This window comes from Pseudomonas alkylphenolica (assembly GCF_000746525.1).
GTDB classification, from domain to species: Bacteria; Pseudomonadota; Gammaproteobacteria; order Pseudomonadales; family Pseudomonadaceae; genus Aquipseudomonas; species Aquipseudomonas alkylphenolica.
Genome location: NZ_CP009048.1, coordinates 2,050,086 through 2,068,183 on the forward strand (window position 1 = coordinate 2,050,086; position 18,098 = coordinate 2,068,183).

At 63.9% G+C, this 18,098-nt stretch carries 2 protein-coding genes; both read left to right on the top strand.

All coding sequences use genetic code 11. The annotated features are described in order from the left end of the window. Position 1 precedes the first annotated feature (1 nt). Positions 2–14,752, top strand: coding sequence for a non-ribosomal peptide synthase/polyketide synthase (locus PSAKL28_RS09560; RefSeq protein ID WP_051939227.1), 14,751 nt, complete (start codon positions 2–4; stop codon positions 14,750–14,752). Beyond that, positions 14,749–17,871: a non-ribosomal peptide synthetase gene (locus tag PSAKL28_RS09565; protein WP_038609425.1), complete on the top strand. Its 3,123-nt coding sequence runs from the start codon at positions 14,749–14,751 to the stop codon at positions 17,869–17,871. Before PSAKL28_RS09560 ends, PSAKL28_RS09565 begins: the two co-directional genes overlap by 4 nt. Positions 17,872–18,098 lie beyond the last annotated feature (227 nt).

An 18,098-nucleotide genomic window follows, 5' to 3' on the forward strand; every position in this document is an offset into this window, starting at 1 on the left:
CATGCGTAATGAAGAACAACTGGCCCTGGTCCAACGCTTCGTCCGTTTGCCGTTGGCGCAGCGCAAGGCCTTCCTGGAAAAGCTCGGTGCCAAAGGCATGAGCCTGGCGCAGTTGCCCATTGCGCCGGTCAGCGAGGGTGTGCAGAGCTTGCCGCTGTCTTACGCACAACAGCGCCAGTGGTTTCTCTGGAAGTACGAGCCGGCAAGCCCGGCCTATCACATTCCGGTGGCGTTGCGCCTGCGCGGGCCGTTGAACTTCGATGCCTTGCAGGCGGCCTTCAACGACCTGGTGGCACGTCATGCGGCCTTGCGCACTCGCTTTGTCGAGCAGCAAGGGCATGCGTTGCAGGTGATCGAGGCGCAGGCCGAAGTGGCGATCGAACGCAGTGAAGGCGGGTTCGACGATGCGCTGGATCAACCGCAGGCACTGGCGGCGTTCATTGAAGGGCAAACCCGGCGTCTGTTCGACCTGGCCTCGGGCCCGCTGTTGCGCGTTCACCTGCGCACGCTCGGCGCTGACGATCACCTGTTGGTGCTGACCGTGCATCACATCGTTGCCGATGGTGCCTCGATGCCGGTGATGGTCCGCGAGTTGAGCGCCTGCTACGAAGCCCGTAGCCAGGGACAGTCCGCGACGTTGCCGGCGCTGCCTGTTCAGTACGCCGATTACGCACTGTGGCAGCGCAGCTGGATGGAAGCCGGCGAGCAACAACGGCAACTGGCGTACTGGTGCGAGCAGTTGCAGGGTGATCAGCCGGTGCTGGAGTTGCCGTTGGACCGTGCGCGTCCGCTAAGTCGCGACGGCCGGGGCGATAGCCGGCAGGTGCAGCTGCCTCTTGAACTGCTGAGCGCGCTCAGGCAATTGGCGCAACGTCAGGGGGTGAGCCTGTTCGTGTTGATGATGGCCGCGTTCCAGACCCTGCTGCACCGTTACAGCGGGCAGCAGGAGATCTGCGTCGGCGTGCCCTTTGCCAATCGCAACCGTGTGGAGACGCAGGGGCTGGTTGGTTTTTTCGTTAATACCCAGATCCTGCGCGGACGCTTCGATAGCCGTGCGCGTTTCACCGATGTACTGGCGCAGATGGGCCAGACCGCCATTGAGGCTCAGCGCTATCAGGACCTGCCGTTCGACCTGTTGGTCGAAGCCTTGCAGCCCGAACGCAGCACTCGCCACAACCCGTTGTTCCAGGTCATGTTCAACTATCAGCATGACCAGGCGGCTGGCGCCAGTGGTCGTCGTTTCTCCGGGCTGGGCATCGAGGGCGTGCAATGGCAGAACCGCTCCGCGCAGTTCGACCTCAGCCTGGATATCGTCGAGGCCGAGCAGTCACTCACCAGCAGCTTTATCTTTGCCACCGATGTGTTCGAAGCAGCCACCATCGAGCGCATGATGCAGCACTGGCAAACGATGCTGTGGGCGATCGTCGATCGGCCTCAGCGCAGCATCGGTGAGCTGCCGATGGTGTCCGCAGCGCAGCAGCAAGTCATCGTCCAGGGCCTGAACCCGACAGTGGCCAGCCACGCCAGCCAGGTTTGCCTGCATGAGCAGATTGCCGCGCAGGCTGCGCGCACGCCGCAGGCTGTGGCCTTGGTATTTGAAGGGCAGCAGCTGAGCTATGCCCAGCTCAACGCGCGGGCCAACCGTCTGGCTCACCGGCTGATCGCCGCCGGGGTTGGCCCGGAGAGCCGGGTCGGTCTGGCGGCCGAGCGTTCGCTGGAGCTGGTGGTCGGTTTGCTGGCGATCCTCAAGGCGGGCAGCGCCTACGTGCCGCTGGACCCGATGTACCCGGCCCAGCGTCTGGAGTACATGATCCAGGACAGCGGCATCAGCTTGCTGTTGAGCCAACCGGGTCTGCGCCTGCCGGCGTTTGACGGTCCGTGCCTGAGCCTGGACGAGGACCTGCAGGGCTTCAGCGATGCCGATCCGCAGGTGAGCATGACCCCGGATAACCTGGCCTATATCATCTACACCTCGGGCTCGACCGGGCAGCCGAAGGGGGCGCTACTCAGCCACCACAACGTGCAGCGGCTGTTTGCGGCCACCGGGCAATGGTTCAGTTTCGACAGCCGCGACACCTGGACCCTGTTCCATTCCTACGCCTTCGATTTCTCGGTCTGGGAAATCTTCGGCGCGCTGCTGCATGGCGGTCGGTTGGTGATCGTGCCGTACCTGGTCAGCCGTTCACCGGAAGACTTCCATCAGTTGCTGATCGATGAGCAGGTGACGGTGCTCAACCAGACACCGTCGGCGTTCCGTCAGTTGATGCATGTGGCCTGTGCCGACTCGCGCGAGCATTCGCTGCGCGCAGTGGTATTCGGTGGAGAGGCGTTGGATGTGCAGGGCCTGCGTCCCTGGTTCGAACGCTTCGGCGACGCACCGACGCGGCTGATCAACATGTACGGCATCACCGAAACCACGGTGCATGTGACCTACCGGCCGCTGTCCTGGGCCGACCTCGACAGCGGTGCTGCAAGCCCCATCGGTCTGCCGATTCCCGATTTGTCCTGGTACGTGCTGGATGCCGAGCTGAACCCGGTGCCGGCCGGTTGTGTAGGTGAACTGTATGTCGGCCGTGCCGGTCTGGCGCGCGGCTACCTGAACCGTGGCGACCTCAGTGGCGCACGCTTTATTCCTGATCCCTTCGGCGCGGACGGTGGTCGTCTGTACCGCACCGGTGATCTGGCCCGTTACTGCGCGGATGGCGCGGTGGAATACATCGGTCGTCTGGATCAACAAGTGAAGATCCGTGGCTTCCGTATCGAGCTGGGCGAAATCGAAGCCCGTTTGCAAGCCATGCCGCAGGTGCGCGAAGCGGTGGTGCTGGCCGAAGACGGCCGTCTGCTGGCTTACGTGGTACCAACGGCAGAGGAAGCGGGCTTGCGCGAAATGTTGCAGGCACAGCTCAAGGCCGACCTGCCGGATTACATGGTGCCCGCGCACTGGCAGTTCCTCAGCGTGTTGCCGCTGACCGCCAACGGCAAGCTCGACCGCAAGGCCTTGCCGCGCCCGGACGCAGCGCAATCGCAACAGACCTACGTGGCACCGGTGGGCGAGATCGAGAAGCAAATCGCCGCGATCTGGCAGGAAGTGCTCGGCGTCGAGCAGGTCGGGGTCAACGACAACTTCTTCGAACTGGGCGGCGACTCCATCGTCTCCATCCAGGTGGTCAGCCGCGCCCGCCAGGCCGGGATTCGCTTCACCCCCAAAGACCTGTTCCAGCACCAGACCGTGCAAGGCCTGGCCTCGGTGGCGCAGACCGGTGAGGCAGCACAGATCGTCCAGGCGGCGGCCGAAGGTGAACTGATGTTGCTGCCGATCCAGCAGCAGTTTTTCCAGGACGTGGTTGCTAGCCGTCATCACTTCAACCAGTCGGTGTTGCTGCAAGCGCGTGAAACCTTGCAGGTCCCTGCGCTGGAAACAGCCTTGGCGGCACTCTGGGCGCATCACGACGCCTTGCGCCTGCGCTTTAGCGAAGAGCGCGACGGCTGGCGTGGCCGTTACAGCGATGCGGCGGCGCCGAGTGACCTGCTGTGGCAGGTGACGGTGGCCGATGCCCAGGCCCTTGAGGCCGAGGGCGAACTGGCCCAGCGCAGCCTGGACCTGAGTGCCGGGCCGCTGTTGCGCGCGGTGCTGATGAACCTTGCCGACGGCAGCCAGCGCTTGCTGCTGGTGATCCATCACCTGGCGGTGGACGGGGTGTCGTGGCGGATTTTGCTGGAAGATTTGCACAGCGCCTACGAACAGGCCTGCGCCGGGCAACAGCCGCTGTTGCCGGCACGCACCAGTTCGGTGAAGGCCTGGGCTGAGCGTTTGCAGCAGTATGCTCGCGAAGGGGCGCTGGCCGAGGAGCTGGTGTATTGGCGCGAACAACTGCATGGCGTGGTGAACGACTGGCCGCAGTGCAACAGCCAGGGGTCGCTGGACAAGCGCCATGCCGCCAGTGTCGACACGCGCCTTGATGCACAGGCAACACGGCAGCTGCTCAAAGAAGCCCCGGCGGCCTATCGCACCCAGGTCAACGACTTGCTGCTGACCGCGCTGGCCCGGGTCATCGGGCAATGGACCGGCAACCCGCATACCTTGCTGCAACTGGAAGGCCACGGTCGCGAAGACCTGTTCGAGGACATCGACCTGACCCGTACCGTTGGCTGGTTCACCAGCCTGTTTCCGCTGCGCCTGAGCGTCTGCGACGACCTGCGCAGCTCGATCCTGCAGGTCAAGGAACAGCTGCGCGCGCTGCCGAACAAAGGCCTGGGCTATGGCGTGTTGCGTCACCTGGGCAACGCCGAGCAGCAGGCGGCCTTGCAAGGTATGGCGCAGGGACGCATTACCTTCAACTACCTGGGGCAGTTCGACTCCAGTTTCGATGCTCACAGCAATGCCCTGTTGCGTCCGGCCACTGAGGCCCGCGGTTCGGAAATCGGCAGTGCGGCGCAATTGGCCAACTGGTTGTCGATCAATGGTCAGGTCTATGGCGGTGAGCTGACCCTGAGCTGGACCTTCAGCCGCGAAATGTTTGCCGAGGCTACGGTGCAGGCGTTGGCCGATGCCTTTGCGCTCGAATTGCGCGCGCTGATTGCGCACTGCTGCGACCCGGCCCAGGGCGGTGTATCGCCCTCTGACTTCGCCCTGGCGCGTTTGCCTCAGACAACCCTGGACACGCTGCCCGTACCGGCGCGGGAGATCGACGATCTGTACCCGCTGTCGCCGATGCAGCAAGGCATGCTGTTCCACTCGTTGTACGAACAGGCCGGTGGCGACTACATCAACCAGGTGCGTGTGGATATCCACGGCCTTGATCCGCAGCGGTTCCAGCAGGCCTGGCAGGCGGCGGTCGATCGCCATGACATCCTGCGCACCGGGTTCGTCTGGGAGGGGCTAGAGCAGCCGCTACAAGTGGTGCGCAAGCAAGCCAGCGTGGCCTTCGAGCTCATCGAAGCGCCAGGCCTGGGCGAAACTGAACTCGACAGCCTGGCGCAGGCGCACAAACACGGCTTCGACCTGGGGCGCGATGCCTTGTTACGGCTGTTGCTGGTGCGCACGGGTGAGCATACGCACCACCTGATCTACACCCATCACCACATCCTGATGGACGGCTGGAGCAATGCGCAGTTGCTCGGTGAAGTGCTGCAGCACTACCACGGCCACGGGCTGTCGAGCACCACGGGTCGTTATCGGGATTACCTGGCCTGGTTGCAGCAGCGCGATGGCGAGGCCGCGCGCAGCTTCTGGCAGAGCCAGCTCAATACCCTGGATGAGCCGGTCCGTCTGGCCGAGGCCCTGCTGCCTGAAACCCTTGGCGAAGGCCAGGGCGATCAGGTGCACCAGGCCAGTGATGCGCTGTTCCAGCGCCTGCAGCTTTTTGCCCGGCAAACGCGGGTTACCCTCAACACGGTGCTGCAGGGTGCCTGGCTGTTGCTGTTGCAGCGCTACAGTGGCAAATCGACCGTTGCCTTCGGCGCCACGGTGGCGGGGCGTCCGACCGAGCTCAATGGCATCGAGCGGCAGATCGGGCTGTTCATCAACACTTTGCCGATCATCGAAAGCCCCTCGGCCGAACTGCGCCTGGGCACCTGGCTGGAACGTCTGCAGAACCTCAACCTGGCCTTGCGTGAGTATGAGCACACGCCGCTGGCAGACCTGCAGCGTTGGGCCGGCTTCAACGGCCAGCCACTGTTCGACACCAACCTGGTGTTCGAGAACTACCCGGTGTCGCAAGCCTTGAGCGCCAGTGAAGGCACCCCTGTCAGCTTCTCTGGCCTGCGCAGCCATGAGCAAAGCAGCTTCCCGTTGACCCTGATCGTCACCTGCGACGACGCGCTGCGCCTGCACCTGCGTTATCAACGTGGCCTGTTCAGCGAGACGCAGATCGCCACCCTGATGGTTAACCTTGAACAGTTGCTCGACAGCCTGGTTCACGCCAGCGTCGACACACCGCTGGGTGAGCTGGACATGCTCGGTGATCGTCGCCAGGACAGCCTGCGCGCGCTCAATCCGGCAGTGGTCAGCCACGCTAGCCACGTCTGCCTGCATGAACAGATTGCCGCGCAGGCTGCCCGTACGCCGCAGGCTGTGGCCTTGGTCTTTGAAGGGCAGCACCTGAGCTATGCCCAGCTCAACGCGCGGGCCAACCGCCTGGCTCATCGCCTGATCGGCGCCGGGGTCGGCCCGGAGAGCCGGGTCGGTCTGGCGGCCGAGCGTTCGCTGGAACTGGTGGTCGGTTTGCTGGCGATTCTCAAGGCGGGCGGCGCCTATGTGCCGCTGGACCCGATGTATCCGGCCCAGCGGCTGGAATACATGATCCAGGACAGCGGCATCAGCCTGCTGTTGAGCCAGCCGGGTCTGAACTTGCCAGTGTTTGACGGTCCGTGCCTGCATCTGGACGAAGACTTGCAAGGCTACAGCGACGCCAATCCGCAGGTGAGCATGAGCCCGGATAACCTGGCGTACATCATCTACACCTCGGGCTCGACCGGGCAGCCGAAAGGCGCCTTGCTCAGTCACCACAACGTGCAGCGGCTGTTCGCCGCCACTGGGCAATGGTTCAGTTTCGACAGCCGCGACACCTGGACCCTGTTCCATTCCTACGCCTTCGACTTCTCGGTCTGGGAAATCTTCGGTGCGCTGCTGCATGGCGGTCGGTTGGTGGTCGTGCCGTACCTGGTCAGCCGCTCGCCAGAAGACTTCCATCAGTTGCTGATCGATGAGCAGGTGACGGTGCTCAACCAGACACCGTCGGCGTTCCGCCAGTTGATGCATGTGGCCTGTGCCGAGGCGCGTGAACATTCTCTGCGCGCAGTGGTGTTCGGTGGTGAGGCGTTGGATGTGCAGGGTCTGCGCCCCTGGTTCGAGCGCTTCGGCGATGCGCCGACGCGGCTGATCAACATGTACGGCATCACCGAGACCACGGTGCATGTGACCTACCGGCCGCTGTCCTGGGCGGACCTCGACAGCGGTGCTGCAAGCCCCATCGGTCTGCCGATTCCCGACCTGTCCTGGTACGTGCTGGATGCCGAGCTGAACCCGGTGCCGGCCGGTTGCGTGGGTGAGCTGTATGTCGGTCGTGCCGGTCTGGCGCGCGGCTACCTGAACCGTGGCGACCTCAGTGGCGCACGCTTTATCCCGGATCCTTTCGGTGCAGAGGGTGGCCGCCTGTACCGCACCGGTGACCTGGCCCGTTACTGCGCGGATGGCGCGGTGGAATACATCGGTCGTCTGGATCAACAAGTGAAGATCCGTGGCTTCCGTATCGAGCTGGGCGAAATCGAAGCCCGTTTGCAAGCCATGCCGCAAGTACGCGAAGCGGTGGTACTGGCCGAAGACGGCCGCCTGCTGGCTTACGTGGTGCCAAGGGTTGAGCAGGACGGCCTGCGTGAAGTCCTGCAGGCGCAACTCAAAGCCGACCTGCCGGAGTACATGGTGCCCGCGCACTGGCAGTTCCTCAGCGTCCTGCCGCTGACCGCCAACGGCAAGCTCGACCGCAAGGCCTTGCCGCGCCCGGACGCGGCGCAATCGCAACAGGCTTACGTGGCGCCGGTTGGCGAGATCGAGAAGCAAATCGCAGCGATCTGGCAGGAAGTGCTCGGCGTCGAGCAGGTCGGGGTCAACGACAACTTCTTCGAACTGGGCGGCGACTCCATCGTCTCCATCCAGGTGGTCAGCCGCGCCCGCCAGGCGGGAATTCGCTTCACCCCCAAAGACCTGTTCCAGCACCAGACCGTGCAAGGCCTGGCCTCGGTGGCGCAGACCGGTGAGGCAGCACAGATCGTCCAGGCGGCGGCCGAGGGTGAGCTGGTGTTGCTGCCGATCCAGCAGCAGTTTTTCCAGGACGTGGTTGCTAGCCGTCATCACTTCAACCAGTCGGTGTTGCTGCAAGCGCGTGAAACCTTGCAGGTCCCTGCGCTGGAAACAGCCTTGGCGGCACTCTGGGCGCATCACGACGCCTTGCGCCTGCGCTTTAGCGAAGAGCACGACGGCTGGCGTGGCCGTTACAGCGATGCGGCGGCGCCGAGTGACCTGCTGTGGCAGGTGACGGTGGCCGATGCCCAGGCCCTTGAGGCCGAGGGCGAACTGGCCCAGCGCAGCCTGGACCTGAGTGCCGGGCCGTTGTTGCGCGCGGTACTGATGAACCTGGCCGACGGCAGCCAGCGCTTGCTGCTGGTGATCCATCACCTGGCGGTGGACGGGGTGTCGTGGCGGATTCTGCTGGAAGATTTGCACAGCGCCTACGAACAGGCCTGCGCAGGGCAACAGCCGCTGTTGCCGGCACGCACCAGTTCGGTGAAGGCCTGGGCTGAGCGCTTGCAGCAGTATGCCCGCGAGGGTGCGCTGCAAGAAGAACTCGGTTACTGGCAGTCTCAGGTCCAGGATATCGACACCACGCTGCCTTGCGACGCGCCGGACGCGGGCTTGCAGATTCGTCATGCCGGCAGCGTCCACAGCCGCCTGGATGCGCGCCTTACCGGTCAGTTGTTGCAGGACGCTCCCGCCGCCTACCGGACCCAGGTCAATGACCTGCTGCTGACCGCGCTGGCCCGCGTGATTGCCAGGTGGACCGGGCGTGACGAGGTGATGGTGCAACTGGAAGGCCACGGCCGCGAGGACCTGTTCGAAGATATCGACCTGACCCGCACCGTCGGCTGGTTCACCAGCCTGTTCCCGCTGCGCTTGAGTGTTGCCGAGGATCTGCCTGGCTCGATCCTGCAGGTCAAGGAACGCCTGCGCGCCGTGCCTAACAAAGGCGTGGGCTATGGTGTCTTGCGCCATCTGGGCAGCACTGAGCAACAGGCGCTGCTCAGCCGCATGCCGCAACCGCGGATCACCTTCAACTACCTGGGGCAGTTCGACGCCTCGTTCCAGGGCCAGACCGGCGCCTTCCTGCCTGCCGCTGAAGCCCACGGGCTGGAGGTGGGCGAAGACGCACCACTGGGCAACTGGCTGTCAGTCAATGGCCAGGTCTATGGCGGTGAACTGAGCCTGAGCTGGACCTTCAGCCGCGAAATGTTCGCCGAGGCTACGGTGCAGGCGCTGGCCGATGCCTTTGCGCTCGAATTGCGCGCGCTGATTGCGCACTGCTGCGACCCGGCCCAGGGCGGCGTGTCGCCTTCGGACTTCCCGCTGGCACAGCTGAGTCAGGCGACGTTGCACAAACTGCCAGTGCCGGCGCGGCAGATCGATGACCTGTATCCGTTGTCGCCGATGCAGCAAGGCATGTTGTTCCACTCACTGTACGACCAGGCGGGCGGTGACTACATCAACCAGGTGCGCCTGGACATTCACGGTCTCGACCCGCAGCGCTTCGAACAGGCCTGGCAGGCGGCGCTCGACCGTCACGACATCCTGCGCACCGGCTTTGTCTGGGAGGGCCTTGAGCAGCCATTGCAGGTAGTGCGCAAGCAGGTAAAGGTGCCGCTACGACTGCTCGATGGGCGCCCTGAAGCTGCTCTTGAACAGTATCTGGACCGTGTTGCGCAGGACGAACTGAACGCCGGCTTCGACCTGGCGGCGGCACCCTTGTTGCGCCTGGTGCTGGTACGCAACGGCGAGGGCAGCTGGCATGTGATCTACACCAACCATCACATTCTGATGGATGGCTGGAGCAACGCGCGCCTGCTCGGTGAAGTGCTGCAACGTTATGCCGGTGACGCGCCGCCACGTCATCCAGGACGCTACCGTGACTACATTGGCTGGCTGGCCGCTCCGGATGTCGAGCAGGATCGTCGCTTCTGGCAAGCTGAACTGGCTGATCTGGCCGAGCCTGCACTGCTGGTTGCGGCTGTCGGCGCCGGGGCCACTGGCGACAGTGGCTACGACGAACGCCACCTGCGCCTGAGTGTCGAGCAGACCGCACAGCTGGCCGAGTGTGCCCGTGCACTGAAGATCACGGTCAACACCCTGGTCCAGGGCGCCTGGGCCATTCTCTTGCAGCGCTATCTGGGCCGTGATCAGGTGGTCTTCGGTGCCACGGTGGCCGGGCGGCCGACCGAACTGCAAGGGGTCGAGGAGCAGATCGGGCTGTTCATCAACACGCTGCCGGTGCGTTTTGAGCACACTGGCAGCACACCGGTGCAGCAAGGCCTGCGTGAGTTGCAGGCACGTAACCTGAGTTTGCGCGAACATGAGCATTCGCCGCTGTTCGACATTCAGCGCTGGGCCGGGCAGGGCGGCGAGGCGTTGTTCGACACCTTGATGGTGTTCGAAAACTACCCGGTTTCCCAGGCTCTGGCAGCGGGCACGCCGAGCGGTCTGCGCTTCGGCGAGGTCGCCAATCGTGAGCAGAGTCACTATCCACTGACCCTGGTGGTCGGACTCAGCGATCAACTGTCGGTCGAGATGCGTTACGACCGCGGCTGTTTTGCTCCGGGCGTGATGGACAATCTGGTGTGCCATCTGGGCAACCTGCTGTTGTCCATGGTCCGCGCTGATGCCCGGACCCTGATCGGCCAGCTTGATCTGCTCGGTGATCAACGCACGGAGTTGATCGCGGCCATGAACCCGGCCGTGGTCAGCCACAGTACCCACGCCTGCCTGCATGAGCAGATTGCCACGCAGGCTGCGCGCACGCCGCAGGCTGTGGCTTTGGTGTACGAGGGGCAACGCCTGAGCTATGCCCAGCTCAATGCAAGGGCCAACCGCTTGGCTCACCGCCTGATCGCCGCCGGGGTCGGCCCGGAGAGCCGGGTCGGTCTGGCGGCTGAGCGTTCGCTGGAACTGGTGGTCGGCTTGCTGGCGATTCTCAAGGCGGGCGGCGCGTATGTGCCGCTGGACCCGATGTACCCGGCCCAGCGCCTGGAGTACATGATCCAGGACAGCGGCATCAGCCTGCTGTTGAGCCAGCCGGGTCTGAACTTGCCAGTGTTTGACGGTCCGTGCCTGCATCTGGACGAAGACTTGCAGGACTACAGCGACGCCGATCCACAAGTGAGCATGAGCCCGGACAACCTGGCCTATATCATCTACACCTCGGGCTCGACCGGGCAGCCGAAAGGTGCCTTGCTCAGCCACCACAACGTGCAGCGGCTGTTCGCAGCCACTGGGCAATGGTTCAGTTTCGACAGTAGCGACACTTGGACCCTGTTCCATTCCTACGCCTTCGATTTCTCGGTCTGGGAGATCTTCGGCGCGCTGCTGCATGGTGGCCGGTTGGTGATCGTGCCGTACCTGGTCAGCCGTTCGCCGGAAGACTTCCATCAGTTGCTGATCGACGAGCAAGTGACGGTGCTCAACCAGACACCGTCGGCGTTCCGCCAGTTGATGCATGTGGCCTGTGCCGATCCACGCGAGCACAGCCTGCGGGCAGTGGTGTTTGGCGGTGAAGCCTTGGATGTGCAAGGCCTGCGTCCCTGGTTCGAACGCTTCGGCGATGCGCCGACGCGGCTGATCAACATGTACGGCATCACCGAAACCACGGTGCATGTGACCTACCGGCCGTTGTCCTGGGCAGACCTTGACAGCGGTGCGGCCAGCCCGATCGGCCTGCCGATTCCCGACCTGTCCTGGTACGTACTGGATGCCGAGCTGAACCCGGTGCCGGCCGGTTGCGTGGGGGAACTGTATGTCGGCCGTGCCGGTCTGGCGCGCGGTTATCTGAACCGTGGCGACCTCAGTGGCGCACGCTTTATCCCTGATCCCTTCGGTGCAGAGGGTGGTCGTCTATACCGCACCGGTGATCTGGCCCGCTACTGCGCCGATGGCGCGGTGGAATACATCGGGCGCCTGGATCAACAGGTGAAAATCCGTGGCTTCCGTATCGAACTGGGCGAAATCGAAGCCCGTTTGCAGGCGATGGAGCAAGTGCGCGAAGCGGTGGTACTGGCCGAAGACGGCCGTCTGCTGGCTTACGTGGTGCCAAGCGCTGAGCAGGACGGTCTGCGTGAAATCCTGCAGGCACAGCTCAAGGCCGACCTGCCGGATTACATGGTGCCCGCGCACTGGCAGTTCCTCAGCGTGTTGCCGCTGACCGCCAACGGCAAGCTCGACCGCAAGGCCTTGCCGCGCCCGGACGCGGCGCAATCGCAACAGGCTTACGTGGCGCCGGTGGGCGAGATCGAGAAGCAAATCGCCGCGATCTGGCAGGAGGTGCTCGGTGTCGAGCAGGTCGGTGGCAACGACAACTTCTTCGAGCTCGGCGGTCATTCGTTGCTGGCCACCCAGGTGGTTGCGCGCTGCCGTGACTGCTTGCCTGTTCAGGTGCAATTGCGTGATCTGTTCAGTCATCCGCAGCTGGCTGATCTGGCCGCCCACTTGAATGCACAACGGGCACCGTTGGCCAGCCGCTATCCACGGCTGCAGCGCCAGACATTCGTCGGTGAGGCGCCGCTGTCCTTGGCCCAGCGTCGTTTGTGGGTGGTCGAGCAGCTCTCAGGTGCAGGCGCCGCGTATGGCATGCCGCTGGCCTTGCGCTTGCACGGTGACCTGTCGACCGAGCATCTGATGCGCAGCCTGACGCTGATCGTTGCCCGTCACGATGTGCTGCGCACCGCCTACCTGCAGAATGATGATGGCGACCCGGTGGCGTTGATCCATCCGCAGATCGAGCTGAATGTTCCGCTGGTCGACCTGTCGATGCTGAGCCGGGCGCAGCAGGAGCACCAGGTGGCCGAAGATGCCCTGGCCAATGCCTGCCTGGCAATCGATCTGGAGCAGGCACCGCTGTGGCGCGCACGTATCCTGCGCCTGTCCGCCGACGAGCATGTGTTGCTGTTCTCCATGCACCACATCATCTCCGATGGCTGGTCGATGGGCGTGCTGGTCAACGAACTGGTGACCTTGTATGCCCAGCTGCAACAAGGCCAGGCGCCGCAGCTGGCACCGTTGCCGATCCAGTATGCCGACTATGCGTGCTGGCAGGTGCAGTTGCAGGACAGCGGTGTGCTGGGCCAGCAGGCCGACTTCTGGCGCACTACCCTGGATGGCTGCAGCGGTCAGTTGGCCTTGCCCGGCGATTTCCCGCGGCCGGTCCGTGCCAGTCAGGAAGGTGGCCTGGTCTCGTTCGAACTGTCGGCGCCCTTGAGTCGACGCATCACCGCCATGGCGCGCCAAGCCGGGGTTACGCCCTATGTGGCCTTGCTGACCGCCTTCAGCATGTTCCTGCACCGCGTGTGCGGCAGTGATGACCTGGTCATCGGCGCCGACATCGCCGGACGTCATCAGCCGGAGCTGGAAGGTTTGATCGGCTTCTTCGTCAACGTCCTGCCGCTGCGCTCGCAGTTCCCTGCCAGCAGCAGCTACCGCGAGCGCATGGCCCGCCTGCAAGCGATCACCCTGGATGCGCTCGAACACCAGGACCTGCCGTTCGACCAGATCGTCGAGGCCGCCGCTGCTCCACGCTTGCCGGGTATGAACCCGCTGGTACAGGTGCTGTTCGTGATGAACAACCTGCCGAGCCGGGCCAGCAGTCTGAGTGGCATACGGGTCGAGGAACTGCCGCTGACCCAGGTACACAGCAAGTTCGACATGGCGCTGTTCATGAGCGAGCAGGGTGAGTGCCTGAGTGGGGTCTGGCAGTACGCCGCATCGCTGTTCAAACAAGAAACCATCGAATCCTTCGTGAAGGCCTGGATTGCCATCCTCGAACAGATTACTGCCGATCAGGCAGCCACAGTGGGAGATATCGACATGGCTCTAGCCAGCAGCGCAGTGCCACCGGCCAACCCGGGCAAAAAGGACAAGGTCGACAAGTTGGGCAAGTTCCTGAAAAAGGCCGCCAGCCCGGCTCGTTCTGCCAGCACCAGCGTGCGCGAGTATCGACTGCTACCAGCGCAGAGCTTTCCCTTGGTGATGGAGCCGACGGACCCGGGCGTCGACCTGGTTCAATGGGTCAACGAGCATCGTGACGAGATCGAGCGCAAGTTGGTCGAACATGCCGGCATTCTCTTCCGCGGTTTTGACGTCAGTGGCATTGAAGGCTTCGAAGCCTTTGCCGAGGCGGTCCAGCCGGGGTTGTACGGGCAGTACGGCGACTTGCCGAAGAAGGAAGGCGGCAAGAACACCTACCGTTCCACGCCGTACCCGGAGCAGAAAATGATCCTGTTCCACAACGAGAGTTCGCACCAGGACCGCTGGCCGCGCAAGCAGATGTTCTACTGCGAGCTGCCTTCACCTGTGGGCGGCGCGACACCGGTGGTCGATTGCCGGGTCATGTACCGGCAATTGCCGGTGCCGCTGCGCCAGACCCTGGAAGAGAAGGGCCTGCTTTACGTGCGCACCTTCACCGGCAACCTCGATGTGCCGTGGCAGCACTTCTTCAAGACCGAGGAGCGCAGCGAGGTTGAGGCGCGCTGCCGAGAAAGCGGCATCGAGTGGTCGTGGCTGGACGATGACGCCCTGCAGATTCGCACCTGGTGCCCGGCCATCATCAGTCATCCGCATACCGGCGAACGCTCGTTCTTCAACCAGGTGCAGTTGCATCACCCGTTCTGGCTCGACGCCGATGTGCGCGAAGATTTGTTGGCCCTGTTTGGTAATGATCGCCTGCCGCGAAACGTTTACTACGGAGATGGCAGCCCGATTGCCGAATCCGACCTGCAGTTGATCGGTGAACTGTACGAAGCCTGTGCGGTGCGCTTTGACTGGAGGAAGGGCGACATCATTCTGCTGGACAACATGCTCGTGGCCCACGCCCGCGATCCCTATGAGGGACCGCGCAAAATCGTGGTTGCCATGGGTGACATGGTGGAGCGGGTCGCCCTGGCCGAAACACGTCCGCGGGTGATCGATCCATCGGCGGACAAGGAGACAATCGACGCATGAGCACATTGCTACAGCAGCCCGTAGACACGGGTATGGCGCTGAGCCCGGAGCAGGCCGCCATCCTCCAGACGCGGCCGGCCTCGTGGGCGGCTGCCGCCCATACCCTGGTCATGAGCTTCGACGGTGTGCTGGATCCGGCGCGCCTGCAGCAGGCGCTGGAACAGCTGTTGGGCAACCAGCAGGCGCTGGCACTGCAGCTCAAGGAAGTTGTCGGCTACCGAGGCTTGCGCCAGTTCTTCGCGCCTGCCGCCATTGCGCCGTTGCAGTGGCAGCAGGGACCGGTCGATGAGTCGAGCCTGCAGGCCTGGCTGCAGCAGCCCTTTGATAGCCAGGCGGCGTTGCTGCGCATGGCTGCCTGGCAGGCACCCCAAGGCGGCACCCTGGCCCTGGCCGTAGCGGCCTGCGCTTGCGACGAAGCGGGCCTGGCGTTGCTCCATGATCAGTTGCTGACGGCCTATCAGGCCGGTGGCCAGGCGCCTGGAGCCGACGATGAGGCCAGTTTCAGTCAATACCTGCAATGGCGTGCCGAAGTGGCTCAGGACGAGGACGCCGACAGTGCCCGAGGCTGGTGGCAACAGCAGGCCCGGCAGGCGCATGCGAGCGCCGGGCCGGCGTTGGTCCAGGGGCCGGCTGCGACAGTCACGCAGTCGGGGATCGCCGGTATCGCCGAGCTGGCGGAGCGTCTTCAGCAGCCTGCGCAGCGTGTGCTGCAGGCGGCCTGGTACTGGCTGCTGGCGCGGGTCAGCGGGCAGCAGGCGTTCACTGTCGCCTGGCAACACGATGGACGTGAGGACTACGCGTACTTTGCCGATTGTGCCGGGGTGTTCAGCCACACATTGCCGTTGAACCTGCACATCGACGCCGGGGAAACCTTCGGCAATTGGCTTGCGCGCCTGGGTAATGATCTGGACGAACAGATCACCTGGCAAGAGTACTGCCCGGCACCGGCAGCGCCGCTATGGTTGCCTTTCCGCTATCAATCGCAACTGGCAGCAGTCAGCGGCGATGGGCTGCAGTGGCAAGCCCGATTGCTCGGGGCCGCAGGTGAACAGCGAGGCCTCACCTTGCAGGCGCTGCTTGACGATGCCGGTCAGGTCGCCGAACTGCGCCTGCACTATCCGCAACCCTATGCCGGGGCAGCGGCCATGCAGGCGCTGCTGGTGCAATACCGGACGTTGCTGGAACAACTGCTCGCACAGCCTCAGGGCACTTTCGCGACGATGCACTTGCTGGCACCCGCCGAGCAGCAACGGCTGCTGGCGCAGGCCTGTGGTGCGCCGTTGGCGCGGGCGGCGCTGCTGGTGCCGCAGGCGATTGCCGATCAGGCCCGGGTGCACCCTGATGCCTTGGCCGTGGTCGAAGGCGGGCAGCAATGGCGGTATGGCCAGTTAATGGAGCACGCCGAGCGCGTCGCGGCCCGCTTGCAAGAGGCTGGGGTCGGTCGAGGTGATCGGGTCGCCCTGGCCTTGCCGCGTAGTGCCTCGTGGGTTATCGCTATGCTGGCCGTATGGCGTTGTGGCGCCGCTTATGTTGCGCTCGACCGGCAATGGCCGATCCCGCGCCAATTGCAGATCATCGACCAGGCTGCGGTCCGTTGCGTGCTGGGCGATGTGCAAGCAGTCGGGGCGTTGGCACAGGCATCGGCACCGCTGCTTGAGCTGGAGCAGGCGCTAGCGTGTGCCGGTACCTTGCAGCCGGTAGCGGTCGAAGGGCACGACACGGCCTATGTACTGTTCACCTCCGGCTCTTCCGGTAGCCCCAAAGGGGTGGTGATCGAACACCGGCAGTTGGCCAACTATGTGGCGGCCGCCAGCGAGGCGCTGTCGCTTGAGCAATGCCGGCATTTTGCTTTTGGTTCCAGTGTGGCCGCTGACTTGGGACACACCAGTCTGTTTGGTGCGTTGTACCAGGGGGCGACGCTGTATGTGGCCGACGACGCGACAATGCAGGATGCCGATGGCTTTGCCCGCTTTATTGATGCGCACGGCATCGACTGCCTGAAAATAGTGCCTTCACACCTGGCGGCCTTGCTCGAAGCGCAAGCGCCGCGCCTGCCGCAGACCCTGGTGCTGGGGGGCGAAACTGCGAGCCCGGCATTGCTTGAACGTGTGCTGCAGTTGCGTCCAGACCTGCGTCTGTTCAATCACTATGGTCCGACGGAAGCCACTGTGGGCGTGATGATTCACCGCATCACTGAGGCCGGGGGCGAGGTGCCTTTGACCCGCGTCCTGGCGAACAATCGTGTGTATGTGCTGGATGAGCACGGTCAGTTGTTGCCAAGCGGCATTGACGGTGAGCTGTACATCGGCGGCGACCAGCTTTGCGCGGGCTACCTCAATAGCCCCGAGCAGAGCGCTCAGGCCTTCATCGACGACCCCTTCAATCCAGGCCAGCGCCTGTACCGTACGGGGGATCGGGCTCGTTACTGCGCTGAAGGGGGCCTCACCTTGCTGGGGCGCATCGACCAGCAGATCAAGGTTCGCGGCATTCGTGTGGAGCCTGCGGAAATCGAGGCGTGCCTGCGTCAGGATGAGCAGGTGTCTGATGCCTTGGTACTGATGCATCAGGACGAGTTACTGGCCTTTGTGACCTCCAGTGCTGCGGACAGCGCCTTGCCATTGCTGGAGCAGCTACGCGCCCGTTTGCCGCTTGCTCTGGTGCCCAGCCGGGTGCTGGTGCTCCAGCAATGGCCGCGTCTGGTCAACGGCAAGATCGATCGTCAGGCACTGGTCGGCAATCTGCTGCCTCAGGCCGCCACTGCCTCCCGAGAAGCGCAGACAGCGCTGGAGCGTTGGTTGGTTGAGCGCATGAGCCAGTTGCTTGGCGCCCGGTCGCTGGGGGTAGAGGAGGATTTCTTTGCCGCCGGTGGACACTCGCTGCTGGTGATCAAACTGGTGGCGGCGGTGCGCAAGTTGCTGCAGTGCGAGATACCGCCAGCCATCGTCTTTGACCATGCAAGCGCTGCACAGTTGGCGCAGGCATTGCTGACGGTAGAGCCGGCAGCGGGGCAGTTCGAACGTCTGGCCCAAGCGCGCTTGCGTCTTGATGGCATGAGTGAGCAGGAGAAGGCGGACCTTTTGGCCAAGGCGCGGGTGCTCAAGCAAAACCAGTCGGCTTGAGGTTGGGTTGGGTTGGGTTGTTGAGGCTGTGAGCTTATCCATTTGGGATGGCGACGCTGCCGGCCCCTTCCGCCCTTACGGCGGCCTACTTTTTTCTTGGAAAAAGTAGGCAAAACCGCTGGCTCCTACATACGGCCCTACGCTGCGCTCCGGGTCCCTTCGCTACGGTGCCTTCCAGGGGCATCGCGGCCTACGACTTGCTTCGCCAAGTCTACGGCTCGCGAACT